Below are 13,337 nucleotides of genomic sequence, written 5' to 3' on the forward strand. Positions count from 1 at the left end.
AGTGCCGTAGCGGGCAGTGCCGTAGCGAGCAGTGCCGTGGCGCGCATTGCGCTAGCACATCGCGCGAGGCGGCACGTGAGCGTGCCGATAGTGAGACCTGTCACCCGGCCGTGAGAGAATGGCTCCACGAGTATCGAAAGGGGAGCCGTATGGCCGCCATGAAACCACGCACCGGAGATGGGCCGCTCGAGGCCGTCAAGGAGGGCAGGCTCATCGTCGTGCGCGTGCCGCTCGAGGGCGGGGGTCGCCTGGTCGTCTCCGTGAACGACGAAGAGGCCGCCGCGCTGCACAAGGCGCTGGGCGAGGTCGTCGTCACGGCGTGACGGCTGACCGCTGCTGAAGCCAGAGAGCGAGAGGGTCGATCCATAGGCGGGTCGGCCCTCTTCGCATCCCTGGGTCAGGACGCGGCAGGCTCCGGCAGCCGCACGATCTGCAGCAGCCCGTCGCCGACCGGCGACACCGAGGCGCGCACCGCGTCGCTCGACGAGAGCGCCTTGAGCAGCGCGCGCAGGTCGGAGACCGCCTCGTCGCGCTGGGCGGGGTCGGCGACCTTGCCGCCGAGCAGCGCGTGGGCGACGAGCACCGAGCCGCCGACGCGCACGAGCGCGAGCGCGTGCTCGACGTACTCCATGAGCCCAGCCGGGTCGGCGTCGATGAGCACGATGTCGTAGCTCGCCTCGTTCATGCGGGGGAGCACGTCGCGCGCGCGGCCGGTGATGAGGCGCGCACGGGTGACGGGGATGCCGGCTTGCGTGAACGCCGAGCGCGCGTGCTGCTGGTGGTCGAGCTCGGTGTCGATCGAGGTGAGCGTCGCACCCGGGGCGCCGCGCAGCAGCCACAGGCCGCTCACGCCCGCGCCGGTGCCGACCTCGAGGATCGCGCTCGCCTGCGTCGAGGCGGCGATCGCGGCGAGCTGCGCGCCGACGGCGGGCGCGATGGGCGCGACGCCGAGCTCGACCGAGGCGTCTCGCGCCGCGGTGAGCACCTCGTCCTCGCTCGCGAGGTCGTCGAGGTACTTGGCGATGAGCGATGAAGTCTGCACGGTTCCTCCGCCCGTGAGCCTACCGACCGGGACGGGACCGCCGGCCGCAGGCTCGCCGATCCGGCTCGACTACCCTGGGAGGGTGTCCCTCGCAGGCATCACGCTCGACAAGCTGGTGATCATCGCGCTGCTCGCGGCCTTCCTCATCGGCCCCGAGCGGCTGCCCGTGCTCGCCGAGAAGCTCGGCTCGCTCGTGCGGGGGCTGCGCGACCTCGCGGGCGGCGCGAAGGAGCGGATGCGCGAGGAGATCGGACCCGAGTTCGACGAGGTCGACTGGCAGAAGCTCGACCCGCGCCAGTACGATCCGCGGCGGATCGTGATGGACGCGCTCAAGGAGCCCGCGGCGGCGCCCCCGGAGGACTTCGCGAGCGCTGCGGCGAAGGCCTCGGTCGCGACCGTCCCGGGCCTCCCGCAGCGCCAGCGCGGTCCCATGCGCTTCGACGACGAAGCGACCTGACCCGCGCCTCCTGATCGCAGAGTGCCGGAACTCTGCTCCTTCCGAGCCGCCCCCCGAGCGCAGAGTGCCGAAACTCTGCGCTTTCCGCGCTGCGAGATCGCAGAGTGTCGGCACTCTGCGCGGCCGCCGGGCGGATGCGTCAGGCGGGGGAGACGGGCAGGCCGCGGCCGGCGAGCGGGCGGGTGCCGCGCAGCGCCTCGGCGAGCGCGATGATCGCGGCACCCGCGGGGTCGGTCGGCTCCGCCGCGACGACCGGCGCGCCGGCGTCGCCGCCCTCGCGGAGCGCGACGGAGAGCGGCACGCGCGCGAGCACCGGCACGCCGAGCCGGCGCGCCGCCTCATCGCCGCCGCCGGCGCCGAAGAGCTCGAGGATCGAGCCGTCGGGCTGCGCGAGCCCCGCCATGTTCTCGACCACCCCGAGCACGCGCTGCCCGGTCTGGCGCGCGACCTCGCCGGCCCGCTCGGCGACCTCGGCGGCGGCGCGCTGCGGCGTCGTCACGACGAGCACCTCGGCGTGCGGCAGCAACTGCCCGAGCGAGATCGCGACGTCGCCCGTGCCGGGCGGCATGTCGATGAGCAGCACGTCGAGGTCGCCCCACCACACGTCGCTCAGGAACTGCGCGAGCGTGCGGTGCAGCATCGGACCGCGCCAGGAGACGGAGCGGTTGCCCTCGACGAACATGCCGATCGAGACGAGCCGCACGCCGTGCGCCTCCGGCGGCATCATCATGTCGCCGACGCGCGTCGGCCGGTCGGCGGAGCCGAGCAGCGCCGGGATCGAGTAGCCGTGCACGTCGGCGTCGATCACCCCGACCGCGAGCCCGCGCGCGGCGAGCGCGACCGCGAGGTTCGCGGTGACGGTCGACTTGCCCACCCCGCCCTTGCCGCTCGCGACCGCGATGATGCGCGTGAGCGTGTCGGGGCCGAACTGCTGCGGGCGCGAGCCGCGCAGCCGCTCGACGAGCGCCTGCCTCGTCGCGGGCGACATGACGCCGACCTCGATCTCCACGCGCTCGACGCCCGCGACCGACGCCGCCGCCTGTCGCACATCCGCCTGGATCCGGTCGGCGGCCGGGCACGCCGCCACCGTGAGCTCGAGGCGGATGCGTGCCGTCCCGTCGTCGAGGGACGCGGCGGGGATCATGTCGAGCTCGACGAGCGGTCGCCGGATCTCGGGATCGACGACGGTGCCGAGCGCGCGCTCGAGCCGGGGGTCGATCACTGCGCTCGGCGCTCGACGCCGCCCTGGCGCTCGTCGAGCTCGTCGACGAACGACTTGAGCTCCGCGCGGATGAACTCGCGCGTCGCCATGTCGCGCATCGCCATGCGCAGCGCCACGACCTCGCGCGCGAGGTACTCGGTGTCGTTGAGGTTGCGCTCGGCGCGCAAGCGGTCCTGCTCGATCTGCACGCGGTCGCGGTCGTCCTGCCGGTTCTGGGCGAGCAGCAGCAGCGGTGCGGCGTAGGAGGCCTGCAGGCTCAGCACGAGCGTGAGGAGCGGGAAGCCCTGGTCCTGCGGGTCGAACTGCGCCTCGGGCGGCATGATCGAGTTGTAGCCGAGCCAGAAGGTGACGAAGATCGTCATCCCGACGAGGAACGCCGGCGTGCCCATCGCGCGCGCGAACGACTCGGTGAAGCGGCCGAAGCGGTCCTTCGACTCCGGCATCCGCAGCCACCGGCGCCGAGCCTTCGGGCGCGCGAACTGCTCGTCCCGCTCAGCCACGCGGCGCCTCCTCCTGCGCGCGCCAGTCCTCTGGCAGCAGGTGGTCGAGGACGTCGTCAATCGTGACGACGCCGACGAGCCGGCCGGCGGGGTCGACGACGGGCACCGAGACGAGGTTGTAGGCGGCGAGCTCGCGCGTCACCTCGGCGGCGGAGGCGGAGGCGAGCACGGGCTCGATCTGGTCGTCGAGCAGCGTGCCGACGCGCTCGTTCGGCGGGTAGCGCAGCAGCCGCTGGAAGTGCACCATGCCGAGGAACCGGCCGGTGGGCGCCTCGTACGGCGGGAGCGTGACGCAGATCGCGGCGGCGAGCGCTGGCGCGACCTCGTGCCGGCGGATGAGCGCGAGCGCCTCGGCGACGGTCGCGTCGCTCGCGACGATGATCGGCTCGGTCGTCATGAGGCCGCCCGCGGTGTCGGCGCCGAACGCGAGCAGCATGCGCACGTCCTCGGCCTCGTCGGGGTCCATGAGCTCGAGCAGCGTCTCCCCCCGCTCGGGCGTCATGTGCGCGATGAGGTCGGCGGCGTCGTCGGGCTCCATCTGGTCGAGCACGTCGGCGACCCGGTCGTCCTCGAGCGCCGCGAGGATCTCGACCTGCCGGTCCTCGTGCATCTCCTCGAGGATGTCGGCGAGCCGGTCGTCCGAGAGGTCCTCCGCGACCTCGATCATGCGCTGCTGCGGCAGGTCGAGCATGGCGGATGCGGCGTCGGCGGCGGGCAGGTCGTCGAGCGACGCGACGAGGTGGTCGGTGTCGTGCTCGGCGTCGACCGCGGCCTGCACGTCGCCCCAGCGGGCGAGCAGCGTCGGTCCCTTCCCGAACGGGGAGGTCTTGGGCTTCCGCAGGAAGAGCTCGTCGACCTCCCACTCGCCGGGTCCGCGCTCCGAGATCGAGAGGTCCTCGAGCACGGCGGCCGTGCCGTCGCGGAGCGTCACCTGCCGGCCGAGCACGTCGGCGAGCAGCAGTCGCTCGCTGCCGCGCTGGCTGAAGCGGCGATCGCTGATCGCGCTCGCGATGAGCTGCCCGCCGCCGATCGACAGCACCCGCCCGATCGAGAGGAACACGCGCTGCCTGCCGCGGTCCTCGACCACGAGCCCGACGACGCGCGGAGGCGCATCGCGGCGCGGCACCGTGACGACGTCGCGCACCTTGCCCATGCGCTCGCCGGCAGCGTCGAACACGCCCGCGCCGGCCAGGCGGGCGACGAAGACGGTGGCTGCGCTCATGACGTCCAACGTACCGCGCGGCCTCCTCGCGGCGGGCGTGACGCCCTCAGCGAACCGGTCCCGGCGGGCCGTCGCGCGCATGGGAGACTGGGGCCGTGAGCATCTTCCAGGGCGCGGCGCGCGGCGACCAGCACTTGCCTTCCGGCGTGGTGGTCGCCTCGTTCGAGACGTACGACCAGGCGCAGGCGGCGATCGCGAAGGTCTCCGGCGCGGAGGCCGAGCTCAAGGGGCTCGCGATCGTCGGCAACGACCTCAAGCTCGTCGAGCGCATCACCGGCAAGCTCACGTGGGGCAAGGTCGCGCTCGCGGGCGCGATGCGCGGGCTCGGCTTCGGCGCCTTCATCGGCCTCGTCTACATGCTGCTCGTGCCAGAGGCGATCGCCTCGGTGCTGCTGTTCCCGCTGCTCGGCCTCGCCTTCGGCATCCTGCTCGGCGTCGTCACGCACTCGATGACGCGGCGGAAGCGCGACTACGCGTCGGTGCAGCAAGTGCTCGCCGCGCGCTACGACGTCGTCGCGCCGCAGCAGTCGGCGGGGAGGGCCATGCACATCATCGGCCAGCGCGGCGGTGCGGCGGCTTCGTCCGAGCCGGTCGTCGCCGAGCAGCCCTCGCCGCAGCAGCCGCCCTCGCCGCCCGTGGCGTAGCGGGCGTCGCGGCGCGTCACACGAGCGCGGGCGAGCTCCGCGCGGCCCGGGTCACCGCATCCGTCACCGTGTCGAGCAGCGTCGAGGCGAGGTTCCAGCGCTGCCACCACAGCGGCACCTCGATCGCATCGGGGGCGAGCTGCACGAGCGAGCCGTCGGCGATGCCGTCCTCGAACTGGCCCGGCAGCAGCATGCCCCAGCCGAGCCCCATCCGCACCGCTTCGGCGTACTCGGCGGATGCGCTGATGACGTGCCGGGGCGCGTCCTGCTCGGCGCCGTGGCGGCGCGCGAACCGCGACTGGAGCGAGTCGTGGCGGTCGAAGTCGACGAGCGGTGCGCGCTCGAGCGCGCGCGGCGCGATGCCGCGCGGGAACCAGCGCTCGGCGAAGCCGCGCTCGGCGATCGCGACGTAGCGCATGCGCCCGAGCGGGGAGGCGACGCAGCCGGGCACCGGCTCGGCCTGCGCCGTGACGGCGCCCATCACGGTGCCGTCGGCGAGCAGCTGCGCCGTGCGCTCCTGGTCCTCGCGGTGCAGCTCGAACGACACCGGCCGCTCGCGCGCGACCGCGAGCAGCACGGGCATGAACCACGTGATGAGGGAGTCGGCGTTGACGGCGAGCGGCACGCGCGGCGCGCGGGAGGCGTCGCCGAGCGCCTCGAGGGCGTCGCGCTCGAGCAGGTCGAGCTGGCGGGCGAGCCGTACGAGCGCCTCGCCCGCCTCGGTCGCGCGCACGGGCTTCGTGCGCTGCAGCACGACGCGGCCGACGCGCTGCTCGATCGCGCGGATGCGCTGACTCACGGCGCTCGGCGTGACCCCGAGTCGCGCGGCGGCGCGCTCGAGCGTGCCCGCGTCGACGACGGTGGCGAGGGTGCGCAGGCTCTCGAGCGGCAGCTCCATGCCGTCAGCGTAGATGAAGCAGTGCTTCACGCCGCGCAGGATCCTTCGCTGGACTGCATCCTGCAACTCCCCGTAGCGTCGTTCCCATGAGCCCCGAGATCGTCGCGCTGCTGTCGGGCCTCGGCGTGTGCCTCGGCCTCATCATCTCGATCGGCGCGCAGAACGCGATCGTGCTGCGCCAGGGCCTCCGGCGCGAGCACGTCGGGCTCGTCGTCGCCGTGTGCATCGCGAGCGACGTGATCCTGCAGACGATCGGCGTCGCGGGCGTCGCGACCGTCGTCGCCGCCCACCCGTGGCTCGAGACCGCCGGCCGCTGGGCCGCCGCGATCTTCCTCGTCGGCTTCGCCGCCGTGAGCGCTCGGCGTGCGTGGCGGGGCGGCGGCTCGCTCGAGGCGGCGCCCGAGGCCGACGAGGCCGGGTCGACGAGCGGCGGCGCGGTTGCGACGCGCACGCGCTCGAGCCGGCTCTCGACCCTGGCGACGATCCTCGCGGTGACGTGGCTCAACCCGCAGGCGCTCGTCGAGACGACCCTCGTGCTCGGATCGATCGCCGCGCCGTTCGGCGACGCTCGCTGGTGGTTCCTCGCGGGCGGCATCGCCGCAGCGAGCATCTGGTTCGTGGGCTTCGGCTACGGCGCGCGCTACCTCGCGCCACTCATGCGCACCGAGCGCGCGTGGCGGATCCTCGACGGCGGCATCGCGGTCGTCATGCTCGTGATCGCCGTGAGCCTCGTCGCCGGCTGACGCCCGTCAGCGCGGCCGCGCTGCCATCAGCGCGACCGCACCTCGCGCATCCACGCCTCGACCTCGTCGGCCGTGCGCGGGATCGCGCCCGAGAGGTTCACGGCGCCGTCGGCGGTCACGAGGATGTCGTCCTCGATGCGCACGCCGATGCCGCGCAGCTCCTCCGGCACCGTGAGGTCGTCGGCCTGGAAGTACAGGCCGGGCTCGATCGTGAAGACCATCCCCTCGCGCACGATGCCGTCGTGGTAGAAGTCGCGGCGGGCGGCGGCGCAGTCGTGCACGTCGAGGCCGAGGTGGTGGCTCGTGCCGTGCACCATCCAGCGGCGGTGCAGCTGCTGGTCGGGCTCGAGCGACTGCTCGGCCGAGATCGGCAGCAGCCCCCACTCGGCCGTCTTCGCCGCGATGACCGCCATCGCCGCCGCGTGCACCTCCTTGAAGACGATGCCGGGGCGCACGATCGCGAACGCGGCGTCGGCCGCCTCGCGCACGGCCTCGTAGACGCGCCGCTGCAGCTCGGTGAACTCGCCCGAGATCGGCAGCGTGCGGGTGATGTCGGCGGTGTAGAGGCTGTCGACCTCGACGCCCGCGTCGAGCAGGATGAGGTCGCCCTCGCGCACCTCGCCGTCGTTGCGGGTCCAGTGCAAGTAGCACGCGTGGTGCCCCGAGGCCGCGATCGTGTCGTAGCCGACGGCGTTGCCGTCGAGCCGCGCACGGCGGTGGAAGGCGCCCTCCACGACGCGCTCGCCGCGCTCGTGCCGGGTCGCCGCGGCGAGGTCGGCGATGACGTCGTCGAAGCCGCGCGCGGTCGCGTCGACCGCGGCCTGCACCTCGGCGATCTCGAACGCGTCCTTCACGAGCCGCAGCTCCGAGAGGTCGCGCGCGAGCACGTCGCCGTCGGGGTTCGCGCCCGCGACCATGGCCTCGACCGCAGGATTCGCGCCCGTGACGACCAGCGCATCCGCCTCGGTCTCGAGCACGGCCTCGAGCTCGCCGAGGTCGGCGGTCGCGAGGCCGAGGTCGGCCTCGACGTGCGCGAGCGAGGGGCGCGGGCCCACCCAGAACTCGCCGATCGCCGGGTTGGCGTAGAACTCGGTCGTGCCGCGCCCGGCGGGGCCGCGGAAGTACAGCGTCGCGCGGTGGCCCTCGCCCTCGGGCTCGAGCACGAGCACCGAGTCGGGCTCCGCGTCGGAGCCCCAGCCCGTGAGGTAGGTGAAGTCGGGGTGCGCGCGGAAGGGGTAGTCGGTGTCGTTCGAGCGCACCTTGAGCGAGCCGGCCGGCACGACGAGCCGCACACCCGGGTGCATCGCCGAGATGCGCGCGCGGCGCTCGGCGGCGAAGGCGGCGGCCTCGCGCGGATCGGGCGTCGACGCCGGCCGCTCGGCCCAGCCCTGCTGGATCTGCTCCGTGAACGCCGATCCCGTGGGGGTCGTGGAGCGGTTGGTCGTGGCCTGCGTCGTCGACTCGGTCATGGCGACCATCATCCCACTCGCGGCGCGCTCCCGGGCACGCGTCGTGCCGGCGAGCGGATGCGTCAGCGCTCGCCCGCGGGCGGGTTGCGGTCGGGGTGCAAGGCCGTGAAGAGCGAGTACGGCCGGCCGTCGGGATCCGGCGCGCGCTCCTTGAACTCGGTCACGAGCTCGAAGAGGCGCCGCTCGAGCTCCTCCTTGTGCTCGTCGCTCAGCTTGAGCCCGAGCCACGTCGTCTGCAGCTCGTCGGGGCCGAGGCCCTCGATCTGCTCGAGGAAGACGTCGACGAGCACGCGCGATCCGCCCGCGATCTCGGAGCGCCACGAGAGCCCGGTCGCGCGGTAGGGGATCTCCCGCGCCCCTGTCGCGCCGGCGCGCTCGGGCTCTGCCGCGAGGAAGCCCGTCTGCACGAGCGTGCGCACGTGGTGGAGCATCGTGCCGGGATTGACGCCGAGCAGCTGCGCGAGCTCCTTGTTGGTGCGCGCCTCGAAGGCGCACAAGCGCAGCACGCGCAGGCGCAGCGGCGAGCTGAGCGCCCGGCCGCGGGCGAGCAGCTCGGCATCGGCGTCGGTCGCGTCCATGACCCGAACCTACCTGATTGACAACTCTCAATCGATGTCGGACACTGATCGGCATGTCTCGACCGGAGGGCGGCGCGCCGCAGGACCTCGGCGTCGGCGGCGCCGCCGACGCCTCGGCGCGCCTCCGCGCCGACCGCTCCCTGTGGCGCGACGGCAACTTCCTCACGATGTGGAGCGGCCAGGCGCTCGCGCAGCTCGGCTCGCAGGTGACGGAGCTCGCGATCCCCGTGCTCGCGGTGCTGCTGCTGCAGGCGAGCGAGCTCGAGCTCGGCTTCCTGAACGCCGCGGGCGTCGCCGCGTTCCTCGTCGTGGGCCTCCCGGCCGGCGCGTGGATCGACCGCATGCGCAAGCGCCACGTCATGATCTGGGCGGATGCGGTGCGAGCGCTCGCGCTCGCGGCCCTGCCGCTGCTGTGGTGGCTCGGCGCGCTCGAGATGTGGCACCTGTATGCGGTCGCGCTCGTCGTCGGGGTCGCGACGGTCTTCTTCGACGTCTCGTACCAGAGCATCATCCCCTCGCTCGTGCGGGGGGAGCAGATCGCCGAGGCGAACGGCAAGCTCGAAGCGACGCGCGAGCTCGCGAACATCGCCGGTCCAGCCGCGGGCGGCTGGCTCGTCGCCGTGCTGAGCGCGCCCTTCGCGATCCTCGCGACCGTCGGCACCTACGTCGCGTCGTTCGTCGCGCTGCTCATGACGCGCGACGAGGAGGAGCCGCGCGCGGCGGACGACCGCGGCCCCATCCTGCGCGAGATCGGCGAGGGGCTGCGCTGGGTCTTCGGCAACGGCCTGCTGCGGCGGATCGTCGGCACGACCGCCTCCTCGAACCTCTTCGCGACCGTGTCGTTCACGCTCCTGCCGCTGTTCCTGCTGCGCGAGCTGGGGCTGAGCCCCGAGGTGATGGGCATCATCTTCTCCCTCGGCGCGATCGGCGGGCTCGCGGGCGCGATGGCGACGCCGCACATCGTGCGCCGCATCGGCGAGGCGCGGGCGATCCCGGTGAGCGCGATCGCGTTCAGCGCGATCGCGCTCGTGCTGCCGCTCGCCGCGGTCATGCCGTCGATCGCGCTCGGGCTGCTCGTCGTGCACGGCTTCGTCTCGAGCTTCACCGTGCTCGTCTACAACATCACGCAGGTCACCTTCCGCCAGCGCATCACGCCCCGCCGCCTGCTCGGCCGCATGAACGCATCCGTGCGCTTCTGCGTGTGGGGCGTGATGCCGATCGCGGCGCTGCTCTCGGGCGCGCTCGGCTCGTGGCTCGGCGTCGTGCCGACCATGTGGATCGGCGCCGCCGGGCAAGTGCTCTCCGCCGCCTTCGTCGTGCTCGGCCCGTTCTGGCGCATGCGCGAGCTGCCCGACGCGGAGCCCGCACGCACCACCGGCTCCTAGACTCGAGGCGTGCGCGAGCCCATCTCCGAGCGCGTCTACCGTCGCGTCGTGCGGCGCGACGAGGCGGCGGAGCGAGCGCTCCCCGGCGACGTGCGGGAGCGCGTGCCCGCGAACGGCGTGCGCCAAGTGGCGGCGCAAGCGCTGCAGAGCGCGGGCGACCACTCGGTCAACGCGTCGACGGTGCTGCCGTGGCTGCTCCACGCGCTCGGCGCGCCCGGGGCGCTCGTGGGCCTCCTCGTGCCCGTGCGGGAGTCGCTCTCGATGCTGCCGCAGGCGATGCTCACGCCGCTCGTGCTGCGCGTGCGGCATCGCAAGGCGATCTTCGTCGCCGGCGCGCTCGTGCAAGCGGGTGCGGCGGGGGCGATCGCGCTCGTCGCCGCGCTCGGCGCCGGGCTCGCTGCCGGCATCGCGATCGTCGCGGCGCTCGCGGTCTTCGCGCTCGGCCGCTGCCTGTGCTCGATCGCATCGAAGGATGTGCAGGGCCGCACGATCCCGAAGGGCGAGCGCGGCCAGATCACGGGGCTCGCGACGACGGCGGGCGGCCTCGCCGCCATCACGCTCGGCGTCGCCATCCGCGTGCTCGGCGGCGAGGACGCCTCCGCGGGGCTCCTCGCGTGGGTGATCGCGGGCGGGGCGGCGCTCTGGGTGCTCGCGGCGCTGCTGCACTCGCGCATCCGGGAGCCCGACGGCGACCCGTGGGAGGAGGGGGCGGATGCGTCGACCCCGCCCGCGGAGCGCTCCGGCTGGGCGCGCGACGCGTGGGCGCTGCTGCGCGAGGACGCGCAGCTGCGGCGCTTCGTCGGCGTGCGGAGCCTCCTGCTCGTCTCGGCGCTCAGCCCGCCGTTCCTCGTCTCGCTCGCCGCGGCATCGGGCTCGGGCTCGCTCGTGGGGCTCGGCGGCTTCGTGCTCTCGGCGGGCCTCGCTGCGCTGCTCGGCGGGCGGGTCGCGGGGCGGCTCGCCGACCGCTCGAGCCGCACCCTCATGTCGGCCGGCGCGGGCGTCGCGGCGGCGATCGTCGCCCTGGTCGTCGCGATCGCGGCGCTGCCCGGCTTCGACGGCGCGAGCCTGTGGGGGAGCGCCGTGCTCGTCGCCGCCTACTTCCTGCTCGCCCTCACGCACACGGGCGTGCGCGTCGCGCGGAAGACCTACGTCGTCGACATGGCCGACGGCGATCGCCGCACGCGGTCCGTCGCGGTCGCGAACTCGGCGATGGGCGTCGTGCTGCTCGTCGTCGGGGCGGCGAGCGCGGCGCTCGCGACCCTCGGGCCGGCGTGGGCGCTGCTGCTCCTCGCCGCCCTCGGCGCCATCGGCGTCGTCGCGGCACGCAGGCTCCCCGAAGTCGGCCGCGACTAGCCTGTGGCGATGCGCATCCCGCTGCGATCGCTCATCCCTCCCCGCTTCCGCGACATCGATCCGATCGACCCCGCGGAGGTGGCGGTGTGGGCGCGCGACTACGCGTTCGCCGCCCGGATGCACTTGCGCTCGACGCTCGACCCGGCGGCGCCGAAGGCGCTCGGCATCCCCGGCTCGCGCGTGCACGTCGTCTGCATCCCCGGCGTCGTCGAGGGCTGGCACTTCATGGAGCCGCTCGCGAAGCGGCTCGTGCGAGCCGGCTTCGCCGCCCACTTCGTGCCGGAGCTCGGCCGCAACGTCGCGCCCGTGCTCGACTCGGCCCCCGTCGTCGGTGCCGTCGTCGACCGGGTCGCCGCAGCGCATCCGCACGCGAGCATCGTGCTCGTCGGGCACTCGAAGGGCGGGCTGATCGGCAAGCGGCTGCTCGTCGACCGCGCGCTCGAGCCGGCGAAGCCGCAGCCCGCGGGCCTCGTGACGCTCGCGACGCCCTTCGCGGGCTCGAGCCGGGCGGCGCTGCTGCCGGGGGAGTACATCCGCGAGTTCGACCCCTCGAACGCGATGCTCGCCGCGCTCGCGGCCGAGCGGTCGGCGGATGCGCGCATCCGCGTCGTGCTGCCGCAGATCGACCCGCACGTGCCGAAGAACCGCGTGCCCGACGGGATGCGCGGCGTGCGGCTGCGGGAGAGCGGGCACTTCCGGCCGCTCGCGACCGCCGAGGCGGCGCGCGCGATCGTCGCGGCGATCGACGAGCTCACCGGGGCGCCGGCGTCGCGCGCGGGACTCGAGGGCGCTGCTCCCTCGGACTGACCCGCCGCCTCAGCCGGTCTGGCGCAGCTGCACGATCACCGGTCGGTGGTCGGTGCCGACGTCGTCGAGACCGGTGAGCACGCGCGCGGCGACCGGCTCCCAATCGGGGGTCGCGACGACGTGGTCGATCTGCGCGCCGAGCCACGGCGGCGCCCACGTCGGCCAGCTGCCGACGGCGCCGGCGCCCACGGCGCTCGCCGCGTCGCGGCAGACGCCGAGGTCGCCGCCCTCGGCGCGCAGGCCCCACCAGTGGTCGAGCGTCGAGTTGAAGTCGCCGCCCATGACGACCGACTCGGAGCCGTCGCACAGCGACGCGACGAACTCGAGGTCGGCGCGCCAGTTGCGCATCTGCTGCGGCACGGGCGCGACCGGGTGGGTCGCGACGAACACCGGGCCGTCGCCGTCGTCGGGGCGGGCGACGACCGTCGGCAGCGTGCGGGTGTCGCCGGCCGAGAGGTCGGTCGTGTACTCGCCGAGCGCGGCGGAGATGAGCAGCGTCGTGTTGAGGGCGCCGTAGGCGGGATCGACCCAGCTCGTGTGCACCCAGAACGGGTTGCCGCGACCGCGCAGCAGCTCGGCCACCCCGACGCCCAGCTCGAGCGTCGTCTCGGGCAGCATCACGGCATCCGCCCCCGTCTCGTCGATGACGCGCGCGATCTCGTCGACGCCCGGCTCGTCGCCGAGCGTGTTCCAGGTCAGCACCACGAGGTCGCCCGAGTCGCGGTCGATCGACTGGCCGTCGTCGAGCCCGCGCGAGGCGTGGATGCCGCCCGAGACGAGCGAGAAGACGAGGAGCAGCGAGACGATGCCGAGCACGAAGGGCCGCACGCGCCGCCAGCCGACGAAGCCCAGCGCGATGAGCGCGAGCACGAGCGCGATGCCGATGACGCCCACGCGCATCGAGACGACCTGCGCGACGATCGGTGCCTGCTCGAGGCCGAGCGCCTGCGGCCACGCGGCGATCGCGAGGCACGCGGCGACGACGAGGGCGACGAGGGCGCCGAGGATCGCGAGCAT

At 74.0% G+C, this 13,337-nt stretch carries 15 protein-coding genes; 7 read left to right on the forward strand and 8 right to left on the reverse strand.

What is annotated here, in order from left to right; translation table 11 throughout:
• Nucleotides 1-149: 149 nt before the first annotated feature.
• Complete coding sequence (locus ACP7BI_RS07325) at nt 150-323, forward strand: DUF3117 domain-containing protein (protein ID WP_021010157.1); 174 nt, start codon at nt 150-152, stop codon at nt 321-323.
• A gap of 74 nt (nt 324-397) precedes the next feature.
• Here ACP7BI_RS07325 and ACP7BI_RS07330 read toward each other — a convergent pair whose 3' ends face one another.
• Complete coding sequence (locus tag ACP7BI_RS07330; RefSeq protein WP_425844737.1) at nt 398-1,042, reverse strand: O-methyltransferase; 645 nt, start codon at nt 1,040-1,042, stop codon at nt 398-400.
• A gap of 82 nt (nt 1,043-1,124) precedes the next feature.
• On the opposite strand from ACP7BI_RS07330, the gene ACP7BI_RS07335 reads away from it, so the two are divergent.
• A complete protein-coding gene (locus tag ACP7BI_RS07335) occupies nt 1,125-1,499 on the forward strand; it encodes a twin-arginine translocase TatA/TatE family subunit (RefSeq protein WP_425844738.1) in 375 nt (124 codons plus the stop codon).
• A gap of 139 nt (nt 1,500-1,638) precedes the next feature.
• On the opposite strand, the gene ACP7BI_RS07340 is transcribed toward ACP7BI_RS07335, so the two are convergent.
• The 3 genes from ACP7BI_RS07340 to ACP7BI_RS07350 are packed head-to-tail and all read right to left on the reverse strand — an operon-like array spanning nt 1,639 to nt 4,443.
• Nucleotides 1,639-2,721, reverse strand: coding sequence for an Mrp/NBP35 family ATP-binding protein (locus tag ACP7BI_RS07340; RefSeq protein ID WP_425844739.1), 1,083 nt, complete (start codon nt 2,719-2,721; stop codon nt 1,639-1,641).
• On the reverse strand, nt 2,718-3,164 hold the full coding sequence (locus tag ACP7BI_RS07345) for a DUF1003 domain-containing protein (protein ID WP_211450661.1): 447 nt from the start codon (nt 3,162-3,164) through the stop codon (nt 2,718-2,720). Before ACP7BI_RS07345 ends, ACP7BI_RS07340 begins: the two co-directional genes overlap by 4 nt.
• Nucleotides 3,165-3,213: 49 nt before the next feature.
• Nucleotides 3,214-4,443 carry a magnesium transporter MgtE N-terminal domain-containing protein gene (locus tag ACP7BI_RS07350; RefSeq protein ID WP_211448361.1) on the reverse strand — a complete coding sequence of 410 codons (1,230 nt, stop codon included), beginning with the start codon at nt 4,441-4,443 and terminating at the stop codon, nt 3,214-3,216.
• Between the two features lie 95 nt (nt 4,444-4,538).
• Between ACP7BI_RS07350 and ACP7BI_RS07355 the strand changes: the two genes are divergently transcribed.
• Nucleotides 4,539-5,087, forward strand: a complete 549-nt coding sequence (locus ACP7BI_RS07355) for a general stress protein (RefSeq protein ID WP_425844740.1) — start codon at nt 4,539-4,541, stop codon at nt 5,085-5,087.
• A 16-nt stretch (nt 5,088-5,103) separates the two neighbouring features.
• Here the strand turns inward: ACP7BI_RS07355 and ACP7BI_RS07360 are convergent, their stop codons facing one another.
• Nucleotides 5,104-6,015, reverse strand: coding sequence for a LysR family transcriptional regulator ArgP (locus ACP7BI_RS07360; protein ID WP_425844742.1), 912 nt, complete (start codon nt 6,013-6,015; stop codon nt 5,104-5,106).
• A gap of 56 nt (nt 6,016-6,071) precedes the next feature.
• Between ACP7BI_RS07360 and ACP7BI_RS07365 the strand changes: the two genes are divergently transcribed.
• Nucleotides 6,072-6,728: a LysE/ArgO family amino acid transporter gene (locus ACP7BI_RS07365; RefSeq protein ID WP_425844743.1), complete on the forward strand. Its 657-nt coding sequence runs from the start codon at nt 6,072-6,074 to the stop codon at nt 6,726-6,728.
• A gap of 26 nt (nt 6,729-6,754) precedes the next feature.
• Here the strand turns inward: ACP7BI_RS07365 and ACP7BI_RS07370 are convergent, their stop codons facing one another.
• The gene (locus ACP7BI_RS07370; protein ID WP_425844744.1) at nt 6,755-8,206 is read right to left on the reverse strand and encodes an aminopeptidase P family protein; all 1,452 of its coding nucleotides are present in this window, start codon (nt 8,204-8,206) and stop codon (nt 6,755-6,757) included.
• 53 nt (nt 8,207-8,259) lie between these two features.
• A complete protein-coding gene (locus ACP7BI_RS07375; protein ID WP_425844746.1) occupies nt 8,260-8,775 on the reverse strand; it encodes an ArsR/SmtB family transcription factor in 516 nt (171 codons plus the stop codon).
• Between the two features lie 53 nt (nt 8,776-8,828).
• Here ACP7BI_RS07375 and ACP7BI_RS07380 point away from each other — a divergent pair, with 53 nt between their 5' ends.
• Genes ACP7BI_RS07380 through ACP7BI_RS07390 form a run of 3 tightly spaced genes read left to right on the forward strand, consistent with a single transcriptional unit; the run spans nt 8,829 to nt 12,320 of the window.
• Nucleotides 8,829-10,160 carry an MFS transporter gene (locus ACP7BI_RS07380; RefSeq protein WP_425844748.1) on the forward strand — a complete coding sequence of 444 codons (1,332 nt, stop codon included), beginning with the start codon at nt 8,829-8,831 and terminating at the stop codon, nt 10,158-10,160.
• 9 nt (nt 10,161-10,169) lie between these two features.
• Nucleotides 10,170-11,513 (forward strand): MFS transporter, encoded by a 1,344-nt coding sequence (locus ACP7BI_RS07385; protein WP_425844750.1) that lies wholly within the window; start codon nt 10,170-10,172, stop codon nt 11,511-11,513.
• A gap of 9 nt (nt 11,514-11,522) precedes the next feature.
• Nucleotides 11,523-12,320: an esterase/lipase family protein gene (locus tag ACP7BI_RS07390; RefSeq protein WP_425844751.1), complete on the forward strand. Its 798-nt coding sequence runs from the start codon at nt 11,523-11,525 to the stop codon at nt 12,318-12,320.
• A gap of 9 nt (nt 12,321-12,329) precedes the next feature.
• Here ACP7BI_RS07390 and ACP7BI_RS07395 read toward each other — a convergent pair whose 3' ends face one another.
• Complete coding sequence (locus ACP7BI_RS07395; protein ID WP_425844753.1) at nt 12,330-13,337, reverse strand: endonuclease/exonuclease/phosphatase family protein; 1,008 nt, start codon at nt 13,335-13,337, stop codon at nt 12,330-12,332.

This window comes from Agrococcus sp. TSP3-2-1, from assembly GCF_049897585.1.
In the GTDB taxonomy this organism is placed as follows: Bacteria; Actinomycetota; Actinomycetes; order Actinomycetales; family Microbacteriaceae; genus Agrococcus.

Bases quoted from the DNA above. Each gene is read 5' to 3' on its own strand.
- ACP7BI_RS07325 (WP_021010157.1), top strand. From the start codon at position 150: ATGGCCGCCATGAAACCACGCACCGGAGATGGGCCGCTCGAGGCCGTC.
- ACP7BI_RS07345 (WP_211450661.1), bottom strand. From the start codon at position 3,164: ATGCCGGAGTCGAAGGACCGCTTCGGCCGCTTCACCGAGTCGTTCGCG.
- ACP7BI_RS07350 (WP_211448361.1), bottom strand. From the start codon at position 4,443: ATGAGCGCAGCCACCGTCTTCGTCGCCCGCCTGGCCGGCGCGGGCGTG.
- ACP7BI_RS07365 (WP_425844743.1), top strand. From the start codon at position 6,072: ATGAGCCCCGAGATCGTCGCGCTGCTGTCGGGCCTCGGCGTGTGCCTC.
- ACP7BI_RS07370 (WP_425844744.1), bottom strand. From the start codon at position 8,206: ATGGTCGCCATGACCGAGTCGACGACGCAGGCCACGACCAACCGCTCC.
- ACP7BI_RS07375 (WP_425844746.1), bottom strand. From the start codon at position 8,775: ATGGACGCGACCGACGCCGATGCCGAGCTGCTCGCCCGCGGCCGGGCG.
- ACP7BI_RS07380 (WP_425844748.1), top strand. From the start codon at position 8,829: ATGTCTCGACCGGAGGGCGGCGCGCCGCAGGACCTCGGCGTCGGCGGC.
- ACP7BI_RS07390 (WP_425844751.1), top strand. From the start codon at position 11,523: ATGCGCATCCCGCTGCGATCGCTCATCCCTCCCCGCTTCCGCGACATC.
- ACP7BI_RS07395 (WP_425844753.1), bottom strand. From the start codon at position 13,337: ATGCTCGCGATCCTCGGCGCCCTCGTCGCCCTCGTCGTCGCCGCGTGC.